The sequence below is a fragment of the Thauera aromatica genome (assembly GCF_023093595.1).
Classification (GTDB): domain Bacteria; phylum Pseudomonadota; class Gammaproteobacteria; order Burkholderiales; family Rhodocyclaceae; genus Thauera; species Thauera aromatica_A.
The window spans coordinates 96056-116322 of sequence record NZ_JALLIK010000103.1; the positions used below are offsets into that span (position 1 = coordinate 96056).

The 20267-nt window shown below is 66.3% G+C and carries 17 protein-coding genes; 4 read left to right on the forward strand and 13 right to left on the reverse strand.

What is annotated here, in order from left to right:
* Positions 1 to 40: 40 nt before the first annotated feature.
* The 13 genes from MXC99_RS10570 to MXC99_RS10630 all read right to left on the reverse strand — a co-directional run bounded on the left by MXC99_RS10570 (position 41) and on the right by MXC99_RS10630 (position 15524).
* Positions 41 to 1501: a hypothetical protein gene (locus tag MXC99_RS10570; protein ID WP_247725412.1), complete on the reverse strand. Its 1461-nt coding sequence runs from the start codon at positions 1499 to 1501 to the stop codon at positions 41 to 43.
* Between the two features lie 6 nt (positions 1502 to 1507).
* A complete protein-coding gene (locus MXC99_RS10575; protein ID WP_247725413.1) occupies positions 1508 to 2800 on the reverse strand; it encodes a tyrosine-protein kinase family protein in 1293 nt (430 codons plus the stop codon).
* The gene (locus MXC99_RS10580; protein ID WP_247725414.1) at positions 2797 to 3216 is read right to left on the reverse strand and encodes a hypothetical protein; all 420 of its coding nucleotides are present in this window, start codon (positions 3214 to 3216) and stop codon (positions 2797 to 2799) included. The genes MXC99_RS10575 and MXC99_RS10580 overlap by 4 nt, the downstream gene beginning before the upstream one ends.
* Positions 3216 to 4658 carry a BREX-1 system adenine-specific DNA-methyltransferase PglX gene (locus MXC99_RS10585; RefSeq protein WP_247725415.1) on the reverse strand — a complete coding sequence of 481 codons (1443 nt, stop codon included), beginning with the start codon at positions 4656 to 4658 and terminating at the stop codon, positions 3216 to 3218. The genes MXC99_RS10580 and MXC99_RS10585 overlap by 1 nt, the downstream gene beginning before the upstream one ends.
* Positions 4659 to 5191: 533 nt before the next feature.
* Entirely contained in the window at positions 5192 to 5590 is a 399-nt protein-coding gene (locus MXC99_RS10590; RefSeq protein WP_247725416.1) for a PIN domain-containing protein, read from the reverse strand.
* On the reverse strand, positions 5587 to 5835 hold the full coding sequence (locus MXC99_RS10595; RefSeq protein ID WP_247725417.1) for a hypothetical protein: 249 nt from the start codon (positions 5833 to 5835) through the stop codon (positions 5587 to 5589). The genes MXC99_RS10590 and MXC99_RS10595 overlap by 4 nt, the downstream gene beginning before the upstream one ends.
* A 20-nt stretch (positions 5836 to 5855) precedes the next feature.
* Complete coding sequence (locus MXC99_RS10600) at positions 5856 to 7751, reverse strand: BREX-1 system adenine-specific DNA-methyltransferase PglX (RefSeq protein WP_247725418.1); 1896 nt, start codon at positions 7749 to 7751, stop codon at positions 5856 to 5858.
* Between the two features lie 270 nt (positions 7752 to 8021).
* Positions 8022 to 9218 carry an AAA family ATPase gene (locus MXC99_RS10605; protein ID WP_247725419.1) on the reverse strand — a complete coding sequence of 399 codons (1197 nt, stop codon included), beginning with the start codon at positions 9216 to 9218 and terminating at the stop codon, positions 8022 to 8024.
* Between the two features lie 76 nt (positions 9219 to 9294).
* A complete protein-coding gene (brxC, locus tag MXC99_RS10610) occupies positions 9295 to 12924 on the reverse strand; it encodes a BREX system P-loop protein BrxC (RefSeq protein WP_247725420.1) in 3630 nt (1209 codons plus the stop codon).
* Between the two features lie 16 nt (positions 12925 to 12940).
* The gene (locus MXC99_RS10615) at positions 12941 to 13513 is read right to left on the reverse strand and encodes a BREX protein BrxB domain-containing protein (protein ID WP_247725421.1); all 573 of its coding nucleotides are present in this window, start codon (positions 13511 to 13513) and stop codon (positions 12941 to 12943) included.
* Entirely contained in the window at positions 13497 to 14279 is a 783-nt protein-coding gene (locus MXC99_RS10620; RefSeq protein ID WP_247725422.1) for a BrxA family protein, read from the reverse strand. The genes MXC99_RS10615 and MXC99_RS10620 overlap by 17 nt, the downstream gene beginning before the upstream one ends.
* The gene (locus MXC99_RS10625) at positions 14279 to 14773 is read right to left on the reverse strand and encodes a BrxE family protein (RefSeq protein ID WP_247725423.1); all 495 of its coding nucleotides are present in this window, start codon (positions 14771 to 14773) and stop codon (positions 14279 to 14281) included. The genes MXC99_RS10620 and MXC99_RS10625 overlap by 1 nt, the downstream gene beginning before the upstream one ends.
* 58 nt (positions 14774 to 14831) lie before the next feature.
* The gene (locus MXC99_RS10630; RefSeq protein WP_247725424.1) at positions 14832 to 15524 is read right to left on the reverse strand and encodes a hypothetical protein; all 693 of its coding nucleotides are present in this window, start codon (positions 15522 to 15524) and stop codon (positions 14832 to 14834) included.
* A 252-nt stretch (positions 15525 to 15776) separates the two neighbouring features.
* On the opposite strand from MXC99_RS10630, the gene MXC99_RS10635 reads away from it, so the two are divergent.
* The 4 genes from MXC99_RS10635 to MXC99_RS10650 all read left to right on the forward strand — a co-directional run bounded on the left by MXC99_RS10635 (position 15777) and on the right by MXC99_RS10650 (position 19996).
* On the forward strand, positions 15777 to 17708 hold the full coding sequence (locus MXC99_RS10635) for an ATP-binding cassette domain-containing protein (RefSeq protein ID WP_247725425.1): 1932 nt from the start codon (positions 15777 to 15779) through the stop codon (positions 17706 to 17708).
* Between the two features lie 297 nt (positions 17709 to 18005).
* Positions 18006 to 18617, forward strand: a complete 612-nt coding sequence (gene thrH, locus MXC99_RS10640; protein ID WP_247725426.1) for a bifunctional phosphoserine phosphatase/homoserine phosphotransferase ThrH — start codon at positions 18006 to 18008, stop codon at positions 18615 to 18617.
* 98 nt (positions 18618 to 18715) lie between these two features.
* The gene (gene purU, locus MXC99_RS10645; RefSeq protein ID WP_247725427.1) at positions 18716 to 19609 is read left to right on the forward strand and encodes a formyltetrahydrofolate deformylase; all 894 of its coding nucleotides are present in this window, start codon (positions 18716 to 18718) and stop codon (positions 19607 to 19609) included.
* 39 nt (positions 19610 to 19648) lie between these two features.
* Positions 19649 to 19996, forward strand: coding sequence for a cupin domain-containing protein (locus tag MXC99_RS10650; RefSeq protein WP_247725428.1), 348 nt, complete (start codon positions 19649 to 19651; stop codon positions 19994 to 19996).
* The last annotated feature ends 271 nt before the right edge of the window (positions 19997 to 20267 follow it).

The window sequence follows — 20267 nt, forward strand, 5'->3', positions numbered from 1 at the left end:
TCCTGGGTTCAGGCCCCACTGTCGCCAGAGCCTCGTCACGCTAACCCGCTACAGGGCGAACGCCACCCCGGCGCCCCATGCCATAGCCCACGCGATAAACGTCAGGAAGGTTGATACGGCCATCCTTCAAACGCTCGACCAAGCCCAGCTCAATCAAATCCAGAAGGACACCGTCCTCGCCTTCCGAGACACGGCTGGGAGGAAGGCGAACGGCCTGATCCGCGATGCCACGCTCGAGCTCCTCCACCACACGCTGCTGCCTCCAAACGCGCGAGATCTCATCGAAATGACATGGCACGGTAATGCCGGCCAATGGTTCGAACAAAGGCCTCACCCAAGGGTAGTCCTCCTCGAGCTCTCGCACCCGAATCTTGGACGCTTCCTGGACGCCCCGTTTGATGCTTTCGTAATGCAGGGCAAACTCTTGATTCACCCTCGGCTCATCCTGCGCAGCATGTCGCAGCGCCGAAAGAAAACTGCGCGGGCTGACTTCGCCACGCGCATCGCCGAGATGGCTGGGGAGCCATGAGTAAGGGAACCCCCTTCGCTTGTCCCTTCCCATCCATGGGCCCGTGAATGCATGGAAGACCGACTTTTGCATCTCCTCACTACGCCTGAGCCCCGCCGGCACCAGCCATATCCCATCCTCCTGCTTCCACTGGATGTTGGGCAGCATGGCCTGCACACCACTTCTGAACGGCTCGCCATGCTCCGGCTCATTCGCCAGGTATTGCCAAAGCAGTCCATACAGCTCGCGACGGGGCCACTCCAGGACGATCTTCTGATTGAGCACCTTCGATGCGTCGGGAAAGTTCGCCACGATGGGGTCTTCGAGCTGATCCGGCCGGGCGAATACCTTCAGGCGAATACGCCGGAAAGCCCGCGTATCCAGAACGACCTGCAGCAAACCACGGACCAGCCGGTTCATCGTCGGCCAATCATCCGCCGTCCGATCCAGGGCATCGAACAACACGATGTGGTACTGCCCTTGCCGTTCAAGCTTCGTATCCGCCTGGTACCAGCATTCATCAACGACCTCCGGATGATCGGTCATCCACTGGACGCGGGCCTGCCAATTCTCGAGTGCCACGAACTGCTGGGGTGCATCCGCCCCCAATAGCTGCTGAAAAACGACTGCAGACCAGATCTGCTGCGGATCGATCCCTGATTCATGCAGCGCTTTCAGCGTCCCCTTGCTGGGAAACTGCTTTCCAAGCGGCCGCTGACCGAAGCCGACCGAAACGACTGTTTCGGCACTCAAGCCGGTATCCGAACCAAGCAGCGCGCGGAGGTCGCCAGATTGCAGCGCGGCGAACCAGAAGCTCTTTCCGGATCCGCGCATCCCCTGAATCAGGGTGGTATTCGGATGCAATGCCTTGGCGTGTGAGGCAGGCAGGTACAGATGACGCGCGGCGGGCGTTTCATCGAACTGGGCCGTATCCTCAGGCAGTGCGGCAATCAAGCCTGCGCGGAAGCGATGGGGAAAAAGGTAGGCGCTCATGGCTGGCTAATCTTGATCGGTTGTGGCAAGCAGACGATCGGCCTGCTCGAAGAAAAGGGAAAACGCCTCTTCCGCTGTCTTGCGGTCGATACCCCCCTTGGAAGGATCGAACTCCATCAGCGCGCGATGCCAGAAAATGGGCACCGGTGCGTGGGGGGCAGACTCATCGTCCAGATCGAAGGAGAAGGTATCCAGGTCGTCCGGTCCCGTCACATCGTAGAGGTTGTCGCGGAAGATATCCCACGCGTGCTCCTTGAACCCCTGCAAATAGGCATCTCGTCCGGTGTCCGGAACCATGCCGGCAATAACCTGCAGGTTGGTCCGGAATGTCGTCAGGTGTGGGTGGCTGCGCCAATGCTTGAAAAGTAGTTCGTAGCCCCTCCAGGTCTGTGGCGTGTCGATGGCAAACAGCAGGGTAACGGCTTCCATCCGGGTGGCCAGTACCGCCGCGATGTCATGCAGGCCCGCACGGCTATCCAGAATCACCACGTCCGGCGCGTACTGCTTTTCCATTCGCTCCACGAACTTCTGCAAGCGCTCGGCCCATGACTCCGGCTGGTCACCGCTGAATTCGGCATAGCAGCGGGCGAGCTTGGGGAGATAGTCTTCCGTCCTGGCGCCGTAGGCGGGGATGACGGAGATTTCGCCGTCCAGCCCCTGGGCGAGCGGGCTACGGACGAGCAACTCGCCCTCCACCACGTGCGCTTGCCCCACGCCGTCCTCGACAAACCAGTCCACCACGCCGTAGTCGGGCAGACGATCCGGCGGCAGCAACGAACTGCTGATGCCGGGCGACTCCAGGTCCAGGTCGAAGACCAATACCTTCTTGCCTTGCTCGGCCAGATGCCAGGCCCAATTGACCAAGGCAGTGGAGCGGCCAACGCCGCCCTTGAGACCAAAGAAAGTCACCCGTGGGTTGGTCGTTGTGCGCTGCAGGGCATCTCGCATCCAATCCTGGCCGATGATCTGGCGATCCAGGAGGTAGATGCTGAGGCCGTTGCGCTGCTTCAGTAGCCGGCGTTCGCTCAGGACGACATCGGGCTCGGTCAATTCATCCCTGAAGAGCACGGAACGTGCGGCATCGAATGCGTAGGCGCCCAACTGCGCCGAGAGATCGGAGCGATATTTGTCCAGCTCCGGCCAATCCTTTTTTTTCTTGGTCGGCAAGACCGGACGGATACGCCCGCGCAGGTCGCGCACCAGGACGATTTCATTGCCCAGTGCGGTGCCAAGCGCTTCCGTGATCCCCAGTGCTGTTTCCAGCGCTTGCTGAAACACGATGTTCGCTGTGTTCGTCATGCAATGACTCCATCCAGTACCGCCGCATCCAGGCAGCGCTTCGCGGTTTGGGCGCCGTCCCGATGTGACGCCACCCCTGCCAGGGTAAATCCCGAGCGCGAATCGTAGCGCTGATCCACCTTCCAACTGCCGGCGAACGGGTTCTGGTACGCGCTCAACAATGCGCCGTAACGGGCGCCGCCACGGCTGGAGACGAAGGCACCGAACTCGTCCCACAACCGGTCGATGTGGCCGTGTCGCTTGTCCTCCGGTGCTCCACTGGGCCTGAGCTTCATGCCCAAGGGCAGCATCACCGCCTTGAGCGCGCACTCGGCCGCGAGGCCGAAGAGATGGTCCGCATTGGCCAACCGGCGGTCCTCCAGCAAGAACAGCCCGTCGTCCCAATGACGCCGCGTCGCATCCGCATAGTCCAGCATCACGCCTCCAGCTCTTTGCTGGTCTTCCGCCCCCGCGCCTTCTTCGGCGCCGCAGGCGGCTCCACATACAGATCTTCCAGCCCATGCGCGATCGCCAGCGACTTGTCGTGCCGGCACTTGTCGCGCACGCGTTCGCGCCAGTAGGTCATCGCCAGGTGGGCCCAGTCGTAGTCGCCTTTCTCCAGCTTGGCCCAGGTGTCCTTGAGCAGCTTCTGCCACGGCTTGTGGCGGAACAGCGGCCACAGCGGGGCGGCGGTGATCTGGACACCGTCGTCGTGCTTGGGCTGGTACTGCGGGGCGATGGCCTGGAGCTGGTCGCGCAGGTCGCGCAGTTCGGCTTGCAGTGCGGTCAGCGCTTCGAGGCGCTTTTCCTCGTCGCGGCTGCGGGCGCTGGCTTTGCTGCGCAGGGTGGCGGCTTCGGTTTCGACCTCGGCGAGCTTGGGTTCGACGAAGTCGTTGATGGCGGTGTACAGCGTCTGGCGGGTGAGGCTGGGGTAGTACAGCCACAGCGTGTAGCTGCCGGAGGCGGTGGACAGCGGCCAGTAGATCGGCGCCTTGCGGCGGCTCTTGGAGTAGCGCTGCAGGTGGAAGGGGAAGAAGTCCTTCTGCAACCAGCGGCGCAGCTCGGCCGGCACCGGCATGTCCACCCGCTCCAGCACGCGCTCGGCGATGCCGACCAGGTCGTGGGCATGACCGGGGTCGTCGACCAGGATGCCGGCGTGGGCGTGGAAGGGCGCGTCGCCGTCGGGCAGCATGCCGGGGCTTTTCGCGGGCAGCGGGTCGAAGGGCTCGGGTTCGGGCGGGGCGGCGCGTTCGCCGGTGGCGAGCCGGATGTCGAAGCGGCCGAAGGCGACGCCGACGGCCCAGGACAGCAGCGCGTCGGCGCTCGGGGTGTCGTCGACGGCCTCATCCTCATCACTCTCGCTGTCCGCGTCCTCGGCGGCATCGCCGTCACTGGCCTCGCCGCCAGTGCCACCCAGCGCTGCGGCGCGGTCGGCGGCGGAGAAGCCGTAGAGTGAAAAGGCGATGTCGTCGATCTCGGCCTGGATGCGGGCGAGCTCGGCTTCGATCGCGGGCGGTTCGAAGGCGCCCTGCCGTTCGGCCTGCGCCTGTCGCAGGGCAAGCGGCAGCAGGAAGGCGTGGGAGGTTTCGGTGACGGTGTCGAGGCTGCGCTTGAGCGACCAGGCACGGCGGGCGAGCGCGGCGAGTTGGGTGCGTTGTGCGGGGATGAGGTCGGGCACCGGCGTTTGCTGGATCAGCCCGACCTCGAAGGACTGCGCCAATTCGACACGCGCAAGCTGCACGGACACCAGCAGACCGAAGGCTTTGCTGTTGAGCAGGCAAACCAGGGCCAGCAATTCGTCCGGGTCGTCATTCTCGACGAAAGCCGCTGGGCCTTTGTCAGCAAAGATGCAGCCGGTCGGCATGACACGGAAGCTCAAGCCGTTGGTTCGGCGCGGCCAAGTAAGGCCCGGGCGGAAGTACCATTCGTGTCCATTGAGCGCAGCACTCCACTGATAACCCCAACCGCGAGATCCCCGGTATTCGGAGATGTCGGCCTTTAACTCTCTCCCCGATTGCGCCCAGTTAATGCGGAGGTCGATAGGTGCATAGAAAGGTGAAAAACTTCCGCCCTTGGCGAACGGGGCCCACCGATCCAGCCCGGTATGTTCGCTATCTTCCGAAGTCGCGCCACATACTAATTCCCAACTAGAACGCAGGTACCGGAAGTCATTTTTTGTCGATGCGCCGAAGGTTGGAGTTCGCCGCGGCGACAGAAACTCGGGATGGGAAACAAAAACAGCTCGAATATTCGTGCTGACCCAATACGCAAACGGCTTCCCCGGCACCGCATCGAAGTTCTCCGGCGCCACCTCGAAACACCGGCCCTCCTCCGTCCCCTGCCGCACCCGCACGCAGCTTTCCGCCAGCGCGGCGGCCTTGTCATCCTCGGCGAGCAATCGCAGGAAGGTGGTCACGGCTTCCTCCAGTCCTCGAGCGACAGCCCCAGGTCGAGAAAATGGTCCATGTTGTTGGTGACGAGGGTCGCGTTCTGGCGCAAGGCGGTGACGGCGATCAGGAGATCGGCGTCCGCGATGGGCTTCCCGATACGGTGACGCGCCGCCCAGAGTTCGGCGGCCTGTTGCCAATGCGCCGCATCGAAAGCCGGCTCGAACCAGGCGCCAACCAGGGCGTCGTATTGCGCCTGGTTTTTCTTCTCCCCTTTGAGCAGCAGGTAACGTCGGATCTCAAAGTCCACGACGGGCGAGAGGATGAAACGGACGTGACCCCGGACCCGTGTGAACCGGGACTTCACCGGCTCCTGCCCGCGCAGCAGATCGCTGAGGACGTTGGTATCGAGCAGGTAATTCACGCGCCGCGTTCCATCGAATCCAGACTCAAGGGATGCTGCTTGCGGAACTCCGGAAAGTCGTCCCACACCTGCTGTTCCGCTTCGGTCAGCGGCCAGGACAGAGGATCTTGCGCTGCGGCGCTCGGGTCGACGACGGCTTCTTCGAGCAAGGTCACCAGCACCGCGGTGGGACGAACCAGATGAACGGCTTCGTCGAAGACGATGGTGCCCGAAGGCGTGACGGTGGCACGGACGGTATTCAACATGGCTTGCGCCCTCCTTATTCTCAGTTCCTGACCAGACAATACGCCGCCGCTTCGACCATCGCGTCATCCATCACCCCATGCCCCAGGTCGGCCATGACCTCCGGCGTGGCTACGCCGAGCACGATCTCCTCCCGCCATTTCTGGAAACTCGACAGGAAGAAGCAGGTGCGCGAAGTGATCGCTCCCAGCCGGCCACCGGGGCGCAGCAGCGCCAGTCCTCGTTCGACGAAGATCGCCAGCAGGTCGTTCTTGCTGCGCGGGTAGGCTTTGGCCAGCCGCTCCTTGGTGTTGGCGGCGAGCGCGCCGAAGGGCGGGTTCATCACCACCACGTCGAACATTTCGCGGGTCAGGTCGATCAGCCGCAGGCCCTGCAGCGCATCCTGCGCGAACAGCCGGCCCTGGTAGCTGGCGCGGGCGGCCTGGGCGAAGTCGGTGAGCGCGGCGCGCAGGCGGGTTTCGGCCTGGGTCCATTGCTCGGTGTCGGCGTCCTTGAACAGGCTGCCGTGTTCGCCGAACACCTGGCGAATAGCTTGCGGCAGCTCGCGCTCCACCTGCAGCAGCACGCCGAGCTCCGGCAGGCCCTTGAGCATGAACAGGGTGTGCTCGAAGAGTTCGGCGTCCAGCGTGTCGAGCTGGGCCATGAAGTGTTGGCGCAACGCCTTTTCCGCCGGCGGGGCGACGGCGGCGAGCACGTGGCCGTGGCCGACCGCGGGGCGCGCCCGGGCCTGGGTGCCGGCCTCGTGCCAGGCGCGCTGGGCGCGCAGCCACAGGGCGAGCGAGGCGATCTGCGCGGCGCGAGGGTCGATGTCCACGCCGTGGATGTTGTGCGCGATGATCAGGCGCGGGACATCGCGTGAAAAGGCGTCGGCGTCCGCATAGCTCTGGCACAGCGGGCGCAGATCGTCCGCCTGGCGGGTGGAGAGATCGAGCGCGCCGGGGCCGTGGGTCTGCTCCCAGTCCCAGGCTTCGCGGTAGATCTCCAGGAAGAGGTCGAAGGCGTAGAGGCCGAAGTGCATGGAGCCGCAGGCCGGGTCGAGCAGCTTGAGGGTGCGCGGGTCGCGCAGCTTGACGGCGGCGGGCGGCGCCTCGTCGGGCTTCACCAGCAGGTACTGGCAGCGCTCGCGGAGGCTGGATTGCCCGCCAGTGGCGTTGAACCACAGCCGGCCGAGGGTGTTGTCGACCAGGAACTCGACCACGTAGCGCGGGGTGAAGAACTGGTTGCGCACCGCCAGCTCGCGGCTGTTGCGCGGGGCCTGGCTGGCCTCGCGCATCTTCTTGCGCTCGTCCCTGGAGTTGAAATACTGGTAGATCCAGCCGATGGTCTCGTCCTCGGCCCACAGGCTTGCCACCTCGTGGTGGTTGAGTGCGTCGACGAGCTGCATCAGCGCCGGCTCGCGCGGGAAGAGCTGGCCCTGCGGGGCGAAGCGGTCGAAGAGCGCGGGCAGGTCCTGGGCGAACTCGTCGAACAGGCTGAAGAGGAAGACGCGGTAGGCGTCGCCAGTCTCGCCCAGGGCCCTGCCGGCGATCATCTTGTAGAGCTCGAAGGCTTGCGACTGCTGGCCCTGGCTGACCGCCGGCAACAGCAGGCCGCGAGCTTCCATCATCAGCAGCGCAGCCAGGCGGTTGAGCACGGTGAAGGCCTGCTCGCGGATGATGCGGTCGATGGCGGCGATGCGGTGGGCCTTGTCGTCTTCATCGCCGGCCAGGTAGTGCGCCAGGGTGTCGCGCAGCAACTGCGCGGTGTGGCGTTCGCGGTCGGAGAGGTGGGACAGGCGATCGAGCGGCGTGAGCTCGCCGCTGTTGGGGTCGAGGCCGTAGGTCTGCTGCACCTGGATGGCAAACTCGGCGCTCAGCAGGCCACGGCAGTCGCTGACGAGCTTTTGCAGGCGGTTACGGGTCTTGTCGTCGAAGGCCATGAGGGGTGTCGGGTGCGTTGTCGGTATTCGAGAAAGTGGAGCTCAGGGCTTATGACCCTCATCGTTACCCCCATTCGGAGGTAACGCTTTGCCCCCATTCGCAGTGTCGGCGTCCGGCTCCTGAATGCGGCCGGGCGATGTCGACTGGCGCGTAACGGCAGGGTCGGCGTAGCCATCCATGAGGTCGAGGAGGTCTGCCGAATTGGCAAGGACCGAGGCGACGGGCCGAGAGCCAGGGCGTGCCGGCCGGAACACGGGCAATTTCACGCATCAACCCCGCTGCGCCAGTCCCAGTGCCGGCATGGTGCGCTTCATGAAGCCGTCGAAGAGCGGCACTGTGAAGGCGGTGTCTCCGTGTGCCGGGCTGTAGATCATTCCCTTCTCGATAAGCTTTGCGCGTACCGGGGCGACGGTGTTGATGCTGCGGCCCAGCATTTCGGCGATGTCGCTGGATCGATGAGGGCCGGGGCCGAGCTCCGCCATGGCGCGCATGTAGCGTTTTTCTGATGGGGTCAGACGGTCGTAACGGACCCTGAAAAAGCTCGCGTCGAGTTCGGCGAGTGCAATCTCGGTGGCGCGTCGTGCATCGTCGATGTCTATCGGGGACTCGTCGGCTGCCGACCACGCGTGTTTGCCCCACTCCTGCAGGAAGTAGGGATAGCCCTCGGTGCGGCTGGTGATCTCCGTGATCGCCTCGTCGGTGTAGCTCACGCCCTCCTGCTCGGCAGGCACGCACAAGGCCTGGCTGGCAGAGACGGGGTCGAGCGGGCCGATCGGCACGAACTCGAAGAGTCGCTCGGCATACGACTTGGCGCGGCCCATCTGGCCCAGCAATTGGGGCAGGCCTGCCGCCACCAGGGTGACGGGCAGTTGCTTCTGGTTGGCCCGGTGCAACGCGGTGATCAGCGCGGCAAGTTGCGTCTCGGGAATGTATTGCATCTCGTCGATGACCAGCACCGCGGCGGTCTTGTAATCGGCGGCGCACTCGCCAACGCAGACGACCAGATCGGTAAGGTCCGCCTCGAGATCGCCGCTGTCGGCCACGCCGGCTTCGGTCTCGAGATCGATGTTGAATTCGATGTCTTCGTACTTGAGCTTGGCTGCCTTCACGAAGCTGGCGAGCGCACCCCACGCGCGCTTGGCTGCGGCTTTTGCAGCCTCGGTACGGCTCATCCGGATCAGGCCGGCGCGCAATGCCGGGCCGAGCACCGAAGGCAACGAACGCCCCTCGGGTGACTCGATGACGACGGTGGTCATGCCATCGGCTTCCGCCTGGGTGGCAATGCGCTGCAGCAGCACGGTTTTGCCCACACCGCGCAGGCCATACATGATCAGGCTGCGTGCGGCGCGCCCGTGCGTGATGCGATCGAGGGCAATCGAGGCGCGCTCGATGATGTCGTCACGTCCGGCCAGTTCGGGCGGCGGCGTGCCGGCGCCGGGGGCATAGGGATTACGTCGCGGATCCATTTCTTATCGAAATATATAGCCGTTAGCGTTTTTTGATAACTTTGGGTAACTTCACTATACAGCCTTTCTCCGCGCTTCAGTCCAGCTCCACATCCAGCTCGAAACTGTGCGCGTACTTCAACTCACCGCGCAGCTTCTGCAGGTCCTGGATCATCGCGTCGAGCGCAGCCAGGTCGGTGATGCGTGCGCGCGTCTTGATCCGGCGCTTGATGGTCTTGGGGCCTTCGTGAACGCCCAGCGGCGCCTGTTCCTCGGCCAGTCGCGCCTGCAGGCGTTCGCGGCCGAGTTGCTCGATGCGGCGACGCAGTTGCTGGACCTGGTCCTGGATCTCGAACTCGCGGTTGATCAGCGCCTTGAGGCCGGCGAGGTCGGCGGAGGCGACCAGCGCGAGCGCTTCGAGTTGGCCGAGCAGCTCCTGCTGCTCGGGGAGGCTCAGCTCGATCCACTCGGGCACACGCTGCAGGGCGGACTCCGCCTCCTTGATCCGCGTCGCCTGGGCGGCCTGCATCGTCTCGACCGCAGCCCGGATGCGGGTGCGCAGTTCCGTGAGGCGGGAGGCGAGGTCGGCGGATGCGCGGTAGAAGTCGGCCTGCTGCAGGCGCTCGGTGATCTGCGCGAGCGGCTCGGCGAGCTCTTCGCGCAGTACCGCGGGCGTGCCGGTGTGCGGCAGGCTGGCGACGGCGTCGCGGATCTGCTGCAGCTCGCGCAGCGTGGTTTCGAGCCCTTGTTCGAGCGCGATCTTGAGCTCGGCGGCCCACTTGAGGCTGTCGAACAGCGCCGATTCTTCCTTGCCCAGGCGCTGCGGCGCGTCGGAGGCGTCGGTGAGCAGCAGGTCGGTGATGTCGCGCGACAGGGCGTCGAGGCGGTCCTCGCCGGGCAGGCCGAGGCCGCGCAGCTTCTCCGCCAGCGGCGCGTAGCGCTGCTGCAGGTTGGGGAAGAGCTTGATGGTGGCCTTGCTGATGGCGTCTTCGAGCGGCACCACCATGTCGCCCGAGAGCTCGGTGAGGCGCATCGAGGCGAGCGCCAGCATGGCCATCGAGGGCTTGTCGTCGCGCAGCGAGACGCCGACGTTCTTGAAGCTGTTGTTGGTCTTGAGGGCTTCGATGGCCTGCTGGCCGTTGACGCTGATCTCGCGCCCGCCGGCCTTGAGCTTGAGCTCGCCGGCGACCAGCATCGCCGCGACGAGGTAACGCAGGGTGTCGGCCGACCAGCCGAAGGGGGCGTCGCCGAAGCGGTCGGCCAGGGCCTTGCCTTCGATCACGCCCACGCGGTCGATGGCGTCGCGGATGCTGACCAGCGCCTTGTGGTCGACGCGGATGCTCGGCTTGCCGCCCTGGGTGTGGACGAGGCCGAGCGGGTCGATCTGCGAGGTGATGCCTGCGAGATTGCCGGTGCGCAGGAAGCGCTCGGCCAGGTCGGTGCCTACTCGGACGGGAGCCTCGCCGTAGCGGTCGAAGACCTGCTCGGCCACGGTGGCGAGGTGCTTGCGGGCGGCGTCGTGCAGGTCGTTCGAGAGCCCCTCGACCGCGCTGGCCTGGCCGCGGAACAGGAAGGAGCCCTGCAGCAGGCTGCGGCGGGTCAGGCGCTCGAGCTCGGCAGTGAGCCGGTTCGCGCGGTCGAGCTGGCCGTTGCAGTACTCCTTGACCTCCTGGTCGGGCTCGTTGCGGTATTTGTTGGCGATCTCGCGGCAGCGGAAGATCTCGGCGGTGAGCTCGTCGATCTCGGGCGTGCTGCGACCGACCAGGAAGATCTGGTACTTGGCCGAGGGGTGGCGGGATTCGTCGAGCAGGCGGCTGCGGGTGGCGTCGTAGTCCTTGGGGTCGGTGAGTTCGACGATGGTCTGGATGGTGTTGCGGTCGCCGGCGAGCGCGGTGAGCATGCCGCCCGCGCCCTGCGCCTTGAGGCCGGTCTGCACCGCCAGCGAGTTGTGCAGTTGGGTAGTGGGCAGCGGCGAGAAGACCTCGGTGAGCGCGGTGTTGGCGATGCGCTTGAGTTCGACGCCGCGTAGCCCGATCTGGCTGCGCTCCTGCTCGATGTCGTTGAGCTTCTCGCTGAAGAAGCACAGCGCGCCGTCCTGCTCGCCGAAGGGCACGATCGGGTCGGAGATCAGTTGCTCGATAGCCTGGTCGATGGCAGCCGCCTGGCTCGCGCCGCTGACGCTGTCGTGCATCAGGCTGGCGACGTTCTGCCGGGTGAGCGGCAGGTTCTTGAGGATCTGCAGAATCGTGACCGTCTTGGCGATCTCCTGGTGCAGCGTCGAATCGGCGAAGCGGATGCGGCAGACGGTGTTCACCGCCTTGTGCAGGCTCGGCTCGGCGCGCTGGATGTCCTTTTCCAGTGCGTCGTAGAGGGTGACGGTGGTGGCGAGCCAGCCGACCTGCTGGTTGGCGACCGGGGTGCGGCCGCTCTCGGCATCGATCAGGATGTCCTGGATGACCTTGATCGCCGAGCGCAGGCCGATGCCGCCGGTGGAGCGCGCCAGCGCGCCCAGCAGGTGCAGCAGGATGTCGAAGTGCGCGGGCAGGAAGGGGTAGAGATCGACGAAGGTCTTGCGGTCGAAGTCGGCGCCGAAGGCGCGCGCGTCCTCGAGCTTGGTGTGGTGGCGCAAGGCCTGGCCGTGCTGGTCGAAGAGCGCGCCGAGCGCCGCGGCGCCGTCGGTGGATTTGCCGAGCAGGCGGGTGAAGCAGATCTCCTTGATGTCGTTGGCTTCGAGGTCGAGCTGGATCGGGAAGCGGTCCTTGAGCTTGAAGAGCTGCGGCGAGTTGAGCGAGGCGCGCGGGTCGTCCTCGGTGAGCGTCTGCTGCGCGGTGCCGATGATCCACACTTTGCCGTTGCCGAGCGCCTTGAGGTTCTTGGCGAGGCCGTCGAGGTTGAGGATGAGATTGGGGCGCGAGCCGACGTACTGGCCGACCTCGTCGATGATGAAGACGAGGTAGTCCTTGCCCGAGGCCTCGCGGGCGATGTCGAGCATCTCCTGGACACGGTCGTTCTCGAAGCGGATGACCTCGGTCGCCGTGGTGGAGAAGGCGGCGTCGGTCTTGAAAAGATTCGGGTAGAGCCGATGCGCGATGGCAGGGATGAGGCTGTCGACGACGAGCTCGTCGTTGCGGTAGCTGTGCCAGGGCTCGCCCCCGGTGGCTTCGGCGAACAGGTCGAGAAATTCCTGGTAGCGGCCTTCCTTCTTCAGTCGGCGCTCCAGCGCGGCCACCTTGAGGTTGCGCGAGTAGCCCGCCCACTGCAGCACCTTGTAATAGAGGACGGTCGACACCTCCTCCATCGTGGCGCCGGCGAGCTGTTCGCTGGCCAGGTCGAGCAGCAGCACCGCTGCGGGGAAGCGCCTGGCGACCGTGCTTAGCAGCTGCCGGGTCTGGGTGCGCTTGAGGCGGTCCTGCAGATGCTGGATGAAGGGCACACCGTCGATCTTGATGCGGTCGTCGAAGGCGAGGCCCAGGTACTTGGTGAACGAGCTCTTGCCCGAGCCGTAGAAGCCGGACACCCACACGCCGACCTCGTTCTCGCCGCCGGCGTCCATCGCCGCCTGCATCTTCAGCAGCAGCTTGTTGAACTGCTCGTCGATGCTGTCGGTGACGACGTATTCGGTGATTTCCTTCTTGAGCCGCTCTTCCTGCGACACGCCGTAGGCGATCACCTTCTCGATGCTGCGGTAGATGTCCTTGCCGGGGTCGAAGAGTTGTCTGATTTCCATGGGAGTCTCTCAAGCCTTAGCCACCGACGTGGACCGAGCGGTAGTTGCCGTCCTCGGGGTAGAAGCCGAGGAAACGGAGGCGGGTCTTTCCGGTGCGCACGCCGGGGTAGAGGAAAACGGTGGGCACGTGAAACTTGCCCTGGAGCTGGCCTTCGATGACGCCGATGCGCAGGTAGGGGTGGAGCGCCTCCAGATCGGTGACCAGCAGGATCGCCTTGGGCTTGCCTTCGAGGGTTTCGAGCTTCGCCTCCAGGCGTTTCTGCAGCGCACCGCCGGCCACGGCATTGGCGAGCGAGCCGTTGGCCTTGTCCCAGGCGAGCGGCGCCTTCTGGTCGGCGACGAGCCAGATCTTGCGCATCGGGGCCTTGGCCAGGATGTCGGCGATCTCGTCGGCGATCGAGAAGCTGTGGACGTCCCAACCGTCGTTGGCGAGGCGCCTTTCCCAAGCGAACTGGCGGCGCTTCACGTCCAGGATCTGTTCCGGGTGGAAGACCAGGTAGAAGATCGGCTCGAAGCTCGCATGGCCGAACTCACGGCCGTGGCGGATGCGTTCGATGAGCTCGTTGAAGTCGTTATCGAGTGATGACATCGCTCAACTCGTCCAGGGTTTTACAGGTCCAGCCGACATGGACCACATCGCCCGCCGACTGCAGGATCAACAGGCCCTGCAGCGACAGGCGCTTGAGCAGGTCGCGCACATCGTCGGGGGTGAGACCGAAGAGCTGCCAGTCCTCGTGGGTGAGGAGCTGGTTGTCGCCCAGGCCTTGAAAATGCAGGTCGTAAGCGAGGTAGGCCGCCACCTTGGTGTGCAGCCGCAGCGGCTGGATGGGGCGCGGGCCGCGGCCGTTTCCACCGAGCAAGTCGTAATCGGCGCAGCAGCCGAGCAGGTAAGTGGCGACACGGCGGATCGTGGTGTCCGACCACGGCTTTTGCGTGCGGCCGGCGCGCATGGCGGCGATGACGAATTCGCGCGCATCGTCCAGGGTGAGCGCGTCACGGCCGGCAGCGTAACGCGGCCAATAGAGCTCGCGGATGAAGTCGGCGAGCACCCGGTTGGCGCGGGCGGTGTGGATGAGCAGGAGTTGATTGAATTCCGCGCGGGCGAGCCCGGCGGCCAGGCGCTTGAGCACGGCTGCGGTGTTCGGTGTGCGCAGGTAGCGCGGTGCGAAACACTCGGCGACGATGTTGCGCAGGCGCCGGGCGGTGACGAGCGGAAAGCGGCCGGAGGCGAGCGCACGCTCGGTCAGCGCCGCGACGCTCAGCCCGGGCTCGTGGAGTTCCAGCAATTGCCGGGTTTCGGTGATCAGCCCCAGCCCGGCCTGGAGCTGGGTGGTGTAGAAGCGCCCTTCCGCCATTACGCCTCTCGCAGGTAGGGAAAGGTCTGGATCCCCTTGCTGAAGGCATCGGCGTAGAGGCCGGCGATGGTTTCGAGCTGAGATGCCGGATCCTCGGCCATCGCACCCAGCGAAACCGGACCTTCGGCGGCCGCAGTCACCGTACCGAGCGATGCGAGCCGCGCGAGCGCCTGATCGCGGCCGTCCAGCTGCGGGCGTATCCCGGCCTCGAAACCAGGGTCGGCAAGCGTTGCGGCCACCACCTGTTCGAGCCCTTCGGGCAGCCGGAAAAGGTGGAAGCTACGGCCAATGCCGATGTGCTCGTCATGGAGGCGTGCCGCCGCTGTGGTCACCCCGCGGCACTGCGCCAGGAAGAGCGTGCGGGCGAAGACGGGGCCGAGAAAGGCGGCGGCATTCGGGCTGAAGAATCGGCTAAGCCACCATGCGGGCGCCTGTTCGCCGAGATAGCCGACGAGGATGCGGAGTTCGGTGAGGAAGCGAGCGTTTTGAATCATGCGATATGAGAAACGGTAGAGTCCGCGCGGGTTTCGAGGCAGGGTCGAGAGCGGGGGCTTACTTCTTGCCCGCCTGTTCTTCCTCGTACCGGCGCAGACGTTCGTCGTAGCGCTCGCGGTCGCGCTCGGCCTGGGCGGCGCGCTCGGCAGCATCTTCCTCCGCCTGGCGCCGCTCGGCGGCGCGTTCGGCGTCACGCGCGGCGCGTTCGCGTTCCGTTTCGTCCTGCGCGGCGCGGCTGGCGGCTTCGCGCTCGGCGCGGATGTGCGCAGCGTCGGGGGTGGTCTCCGGGGGCGCGGTGCCGGAAGCGGAGGGCGCAGGAGCTGCCGGTGCCGGGGTTTCCGGTGTTGCTGGCGGTTGTGGCAGGTCAGGGGTTGCAGGCAGGGCCTGTGCCGGTTGGAGCTCGGCCGGCGGCGCGTCGATCGCGCGTGCACGGGCAGCGTCGGCGGCGCGCTGGCGTTCGGCCAGATCGAGGCGGCGCGCCTCGGCTTCCAGCCCGCGCGCGCGGGTGATGGTGTCGAGGCGTTCCTTTTTGGCCTGGTCGATGCAGCGGTTGACCAGGAAGCGCTCGTGGCAGGCCGCCTCCGCGGCGCGATAGGTGGCTTCGGCCTGGGCGCGCAAGGCCTTGCCTTCGGCTTCGAGTTCGGCGATGCGGGCGCGGTCGTCGCCCGGCTGGCGCGCCGCCGTCGGCTGGGCGCGGGCTGCGTCCGGCAGGGCGGCGATGCCCGCCAGCGCGATCAGGAGGGCGAGCATCGTCCTCCGGGCCTTGCCCGGCCGGGGCGGTGAGCAGCGGGCCGTGGCGGTCGGTTCCGTCCGGCGGGCGGCCGGCGGGCGGTCGCCGAGGGGGAGCGGCAAGCGGGCGGAAGGGACGGGGCGGGTTGGCGTCGGCGTGTGAGAGCTGGACATGCGCGCGGTTTCCGGGGGCGATTCGGCGGGAGCGTAGTGACTGGGGCGTAGAATAGCGCCTTTAGATGACTCCGCGGCCGCCCGGCCGCGTTTACGTTCGTGATCAGCCTTCGCAACCTGCGCCTCGCCCGTGGCGCCAAAATCCTGATCGAAGGCGCCAGCCTGCAGATCCACCCCGGCTGGAAGGTCGGCCTCACCGGTGCCAACGGCAGCGGCAAATCCAGCCTGTTCGCGCTGCTGCGCGACCAGCTCCACCCCGACCAGGGCGACCTCGACCTGCCGCCCGGCTGGGTGATCGCCCATGTCGCCCAGGAAACGCCCGGCCTGGCGCAACCGGCGATCGACTACGTGCTCGACGGCGATGCCGAGCTGCGCCGCATCGAGGCCGAACTGGCCGCGGCCGAGGCGGCGCATGATGGCAGCCATATCGGTGAGCTCCACGCCCGCCTGCACGAGATCGGCGGTTACGCGGCGCGTGCGCGTGCGGCGGCGCTGCTCGACGGCCTCGGTTTTCTGCAGTCGGACATCGAGCGCCCGGTGGCGGACTTCTCCGGCGGCTGGCGGATGCGCCTGAACCTGGCGCAGGCGCTGATGTGCCGCTCCGACCTGCTGCTGCTCGACGAGCCCACCAACCACCTCGACCTCGACGCGGTGATCTGGCTCGAAGCCTGGCTGCGCGACTACCGCGGCACCCTGCTGCTGATCTCGCACGACCGCGAGTTCCTCGACGCCTGCGTCACCCATATCGCCCATATCGAGCAGCAGAAGCTCACCCTCTACAGCGGCGGCTATTCCGACTTCGAGCGCCAGCGCGGCGAGCGCCTGCTGCAGCAGCAGGCGATGTTCGACAAGCAGCAGCGCGAGATCGCGCACATGGAGGACTACATCCGCCGCTTCCGCGCCAAGGCCACCAAGGCGCGCCAGGCGCAGAGCCGGATCAAGGCGCTCGAACGGATGGAGCGCATCGCCGCCGCGCACGTGGATACGCCCTTCAGCTTCGCCTTCCGCGACGCGCCGCCGGCGCCCGATCCGCTGCTCCAGATCGAGGACGGCGTCGTTGGCTACGGCGACAAGACGGTGCTCGAGCGTCTCACCCTGACCCTGCGCCCGGGCGAGCGCGTCGGCCTGCTCGGGCGCAACGGCGCGGGCAAATCCACGCTGATCAAGCTCCTCGCCGACGAACTGCAGCTCGCCGCCGGCCGCCGCCTGGAAGGCAAGGGCCTGGCCACCGGTTACTTCGCCCAGCATCAGCTCGAGACCCTGCGCCCGGACGAATCCGCGCTGCAGCACATGGTCCGCCTCGACCCCGCCACGCGCGAGCAGGAGCTGCGCGACTACCTCGGCGGCTTCGACTTCCGCGGCGACGGTGTGGGCGGCACTTCGACCCCGGCGACCACGCCCTGCGGCCCCTTCTCCGGCGGCGAGAAGTCGCGCCTGGCGCTCGCGCTGCTGATCTGGCAGCGCCCCAACCTGCTGCTGCTCGACGAGCCGACCAACCACCTCGACCTCGAGATGCGCCACGCGCTGACGATGGCGCTGCAGGACTACGAAGGTGCGATGGTGCTGGTCTCCCACGACCGCGCGCTGCTGCGCGCCACCTGCGACCGCTTCCTGCTCGTCGACGGCGGCCGCATCCAGCCCTTCGACGGCGATCTCGACGACTACCGCGACTGGCTTGCCACGCGCCGCACCGAAATCGCCGCGGCCGCCGCCTGTCCTGACCAGGCCGCGGACAAGGCGGCGCGTAAGGCCGACCGCGCCCAGGCTGCGGCCGAGCGCCAGGCGCGGCTGGCCGCGCGCCGCCCGCTGGTGAAGGAAGTCGAGCAGATCGACAAGCGCCTCGCGGCGTGGAACAAGGAAAAGGCCGAACTCGACGCGAGGCTCGCCGACCCCGCGCTGTACACCGGCCCGCAGGCCGGCGAAGTGCCCGCGCTCCACAAGCGCCAGGCAGAACTCGCCACGCGCATCGAGGACGCCGAGCTGCGCTGGCTCGAGCTGCACGAGGCGCTGGAGGCGATTCCGGCGGAGTGAGGGCGGCTACCGCAGGCATGGAAACAGTCCCGTTGTCCTGCCAGGGCTGCCGCAGCTACGCACATCGCATGTTCGGGCGGCCAGTCGCCTGCCCACACCAACAACGGGTTGCACAAACTTTGTGCAACTTGGGCCCGATTTGGCGGGAAGACGGCTGCTGCGGTCCACCTTACTGATGATCGTGTCATGCATTATGGGTAGCTGCGGTAGCCCTGGTTGTCCTGCCCCTTTCGACACCCGGGAGGGCTGCGCGCTAGAATCCGGCTCTTTGCCGATATTTGTTCGAAGGAGCGCCCCGTGCGTATCGTCTGTCTCGACCTCGAAGGTGTGCTGGTCCCCGAAATCTGGATCGAATTCGCCGAGCGCACCGGCATTCCGGAGCTGCGCCGCACCACCCGCGACGAACCCAACTACGACACCCTGATGAAGTACCGCCTCGACATCCTGGCGCAGAAGAAGCTCGGCCTGCCCGACATCCAGGACGTGATCGCCGGCATGGGGCCGATGGAGGGCGCGCGCGCCTTTCTCGACCGCCTGCGCGAGACCTACCAGGTGGTGATCCTGTCCGACACCTTCTACGAGTTCGCCCACCCGCTGATGCGCCAGCTCGGCTGGCCGACGCTGTTCTGCCACAGTCTCGAAGCCGGCGCCGACGGCATCCTGGTGAATTACCACCTGCGCATGGCCGACCAGAAGCGCGAGGCGGTGAAGCGCTTCAAGGAGCTCAACTTCAAGGTGGTGGCCGCCGGCGACTCCTACAACGACACCGCGATGCTCGGCGAGGCCCACGGCGGGATCCTGTTCCATCCGCCGGAAAACGTCGTGCGCGAGTTCCCGCAGTTTCCGGTGGTGCGCGACTACGACGCGCTGCGCGCCGAGATCGACAAGGCGTTCGCCAAAGTCGCCTGACTTCGGCAAAAGCCTTCCGGCGAGGGTGCGGCTCCAGCTCGCTGCGCCCGCCCCCGCGGGGGGTTCGGCTTCTCCAACCACTGCCGGCATACGTAACCATGCACCGCACCCGCTTCTACACCCTGTCCGCCTCCTGCCCCGACCGCGTCGGCATCGTCGCCCGCGTTTCCGGCTTCATCGCCGGGCACGGCGGCTGGATCCTCGAGACCGCGCTTCATGCCGAACCGGCGCGCGCGGACGGTGCGGCGGGCGGCGGCGAAGCCGTCGGGCGCTACTTCATGCGCATCGAGATCCGCGCCGACTCGCTGCCCTTCCACCTCGCCGAGTTCCGTGAGCGCTTCCGCCCGCTCGCCGACGAGCTGGAAATGGAATGGAAGATCACCGATTCGGCGGTCAAGAAGCGTGTCGTCCTCCTCGTCAGCAAGCAGGAGCACTGCCTCTACGACCTGCTCGCGCGCTGGCAATCGAAGGAGCTCGACATCGAGATCCCGTGCGTGATCTCCAACCACGATGCCTTGCGCGGCTTCGTCGAGTGGCACGGCATTCCCTTCCACCACGTGCCGGTCGGCGCCGACAACAAGGCCGCCGCCTACGCCGAAGTGCAGCGCATCTTCGAGGAGGTGCGCGGCGACACCATGGTGCTGGCGCGCTACATGCAGGTCCTGTCGCCCGCGCTGTGCGCCGCCTATCCGGGGCGCATCATCAACATCCACCACAGCTTCCTGCCCAGCTTCGTCGGCGCCAAACCCTACCACCAGGCCTGGGCGAAGGGCGTCAAGCTGATCGGCGCCACCTGCCACTACGTCACCGCCGAGCTCGACCAGGGGCCGATCATCGAGCAGGACGTGATCCGCATCGACCACTCGGACGCGGTCGAAGACATGGTCCGCTACGGCAAGGACATCGAAAAGACCGTCCTCGCCCGCGGCCTGCGCTACCACCTCGAAGACCGCGTGCTGGTGCATGGCAACAAGACCATCGTGTTCCGCTGATCACGGCCGGGGCGGCGCATCGGGCGGGAGGAGGGGCCGATGACCGCCCCGGCTCCGCCCGCCGGCGGCAACCTCTTCGCCGGCGGTCCCGGCACGGGCGAAGGCGAGTGCTTCGAAACCCTGTTCGCCCGCCCCGCGGTCCGCATCGAGCGCATCGTCTCCCACGGCCACCCCAGCCCGGCGGGTTTCTGGTACGACCAGGATGATGACGAATGGGTTGTCATGGTGCAGGGCGAGGCCGAACTCGCGTTCGCCGATGGGCGTACCCTGGCCCTGCAGGCGGGCGACTGGGTGAGCCTGCCGGCGCACCGCCGCCACCGCGTCGAATCCGTCTCCGCCGATGCCATCTGGCTGGCGGTGCATTGCGGTTCTCCGGACGGAGTGTGACGGATTCAGGGCATCGGTCCGGACTCAACCCCGGCGAATGGCTCGAAGTGACGCACGAGTCTTAATCCCTTTGAATTCAGGGCATCGGTCCGGACGAAGCGGCGGGTTGGACCTCCACCGACGTGGTGTCTTAATCCCTTTGAATTCAGGGCATCGGTCCGTAAGCGGTAACTGCCCGGCGTCCTTGCCTACTTCGAGATTTCGAAGAGATCGGATCGCAGCGGATTGGCCGCGAAGTGTTGCTTCCACAGCCTTGGGGTGAGCTGCGCCA

Excerpts from the sequence above, each read along its gene's own strand:
- MXC99_RS10570 (WP_247725412.1), bottom strand. The coding sequence starts at position 1,501 with ATGAGCGCCTACCTTTTTCCCCATCGCTTCCGCGCAGGCTTGATTGCC.
- MXC99_RS10575 (WP_247725413.1), bottom strand. The coding sequence starts at position 2,800 with ATGACGAACACAGCGAACATCGTGTTTCAGCAAGCGCTGGAAACAGCA.
- MXC99_RS10580 (WP_247725414.1), bottom strand. The coding sequence starts at position 3,216 with ATGCTGGACTATGCGGATGCGACGCGGCGTCATTGGGACGACGGGCTG.
- MXC99_RS10595 (WP_247725417.1), bottom strand. The coding sequence starts at position 5,835 with ATGTTGAATACCGTCCGTGCCACCGTCACGCCTTCGGGCACCATCGTC.
- MXC99_RS10600 (WP_247725418.1), bottom strand. The coding sequence starts at position 7,751 with ATGGCCTTCGACGACAAGACCCGTAACCGCCTGCAAAAGCTCGTCAGC.
- MXC99_RS10605 (WP_247725419.1), bottom strand. The coding sequence starts at position 9,218 with ATGGATCCGCGACGTAATCCCTATGCCCCCGGCGCCGGCACGCCGCCG.
- brxC (WP_247725420.1), bottom strand. The coding sequence starts at position 12,924 with ATGGAAATCAGACAACTCTTCGACCCCGGCAAGGACATCTACCGCAGC.
- MXC99_RS10615 (WP_247725421.1), bottom strand. The coding sequence starts at position 13,513 with ATGTCATCACTCGATAACGACTTCAACGAGCTCATCGAACGCATCCGC.
- MXC99_RS10620 (WP_247725422.1), bottom strand. The coding sequence starts at position 14,279 with ATGGCGGAAGGGCGCTTCTACACCACCCAGCTCCAGGCCGGGCTGGGG.
- MXC99_RS10625 (WP_247725423.1), bottom strand. The coding sequence starts at position 14,773 with ATGATTCAAAACGCTCGCTTCCTCACCGAACTCCGCATCCTCGTCGGC.
- MXC99_RS10630 (WP_247725424.1), bottom strand. The coding sequence starts at position 15,524 with ATGCTCGCCCTCCTGATCGCGCTGGCGGGCATCGCCGCCCTGCCGGAC.
- purU (WP_247725427.1), top strand. The coding sequence starts at position 18,716 with ATGCACCGCACCCGCTTCTACACCCTGTCCGCCTCCTGCCCCGACCGC.
- MXC99_RS10650 (WP_247725428.1), top strand. The coding sequence starts at position 19,649 with ATGACCGCCCCGGCTCCGCCCGCCGGCGGCAACCTCTTCGCCGGCGGT.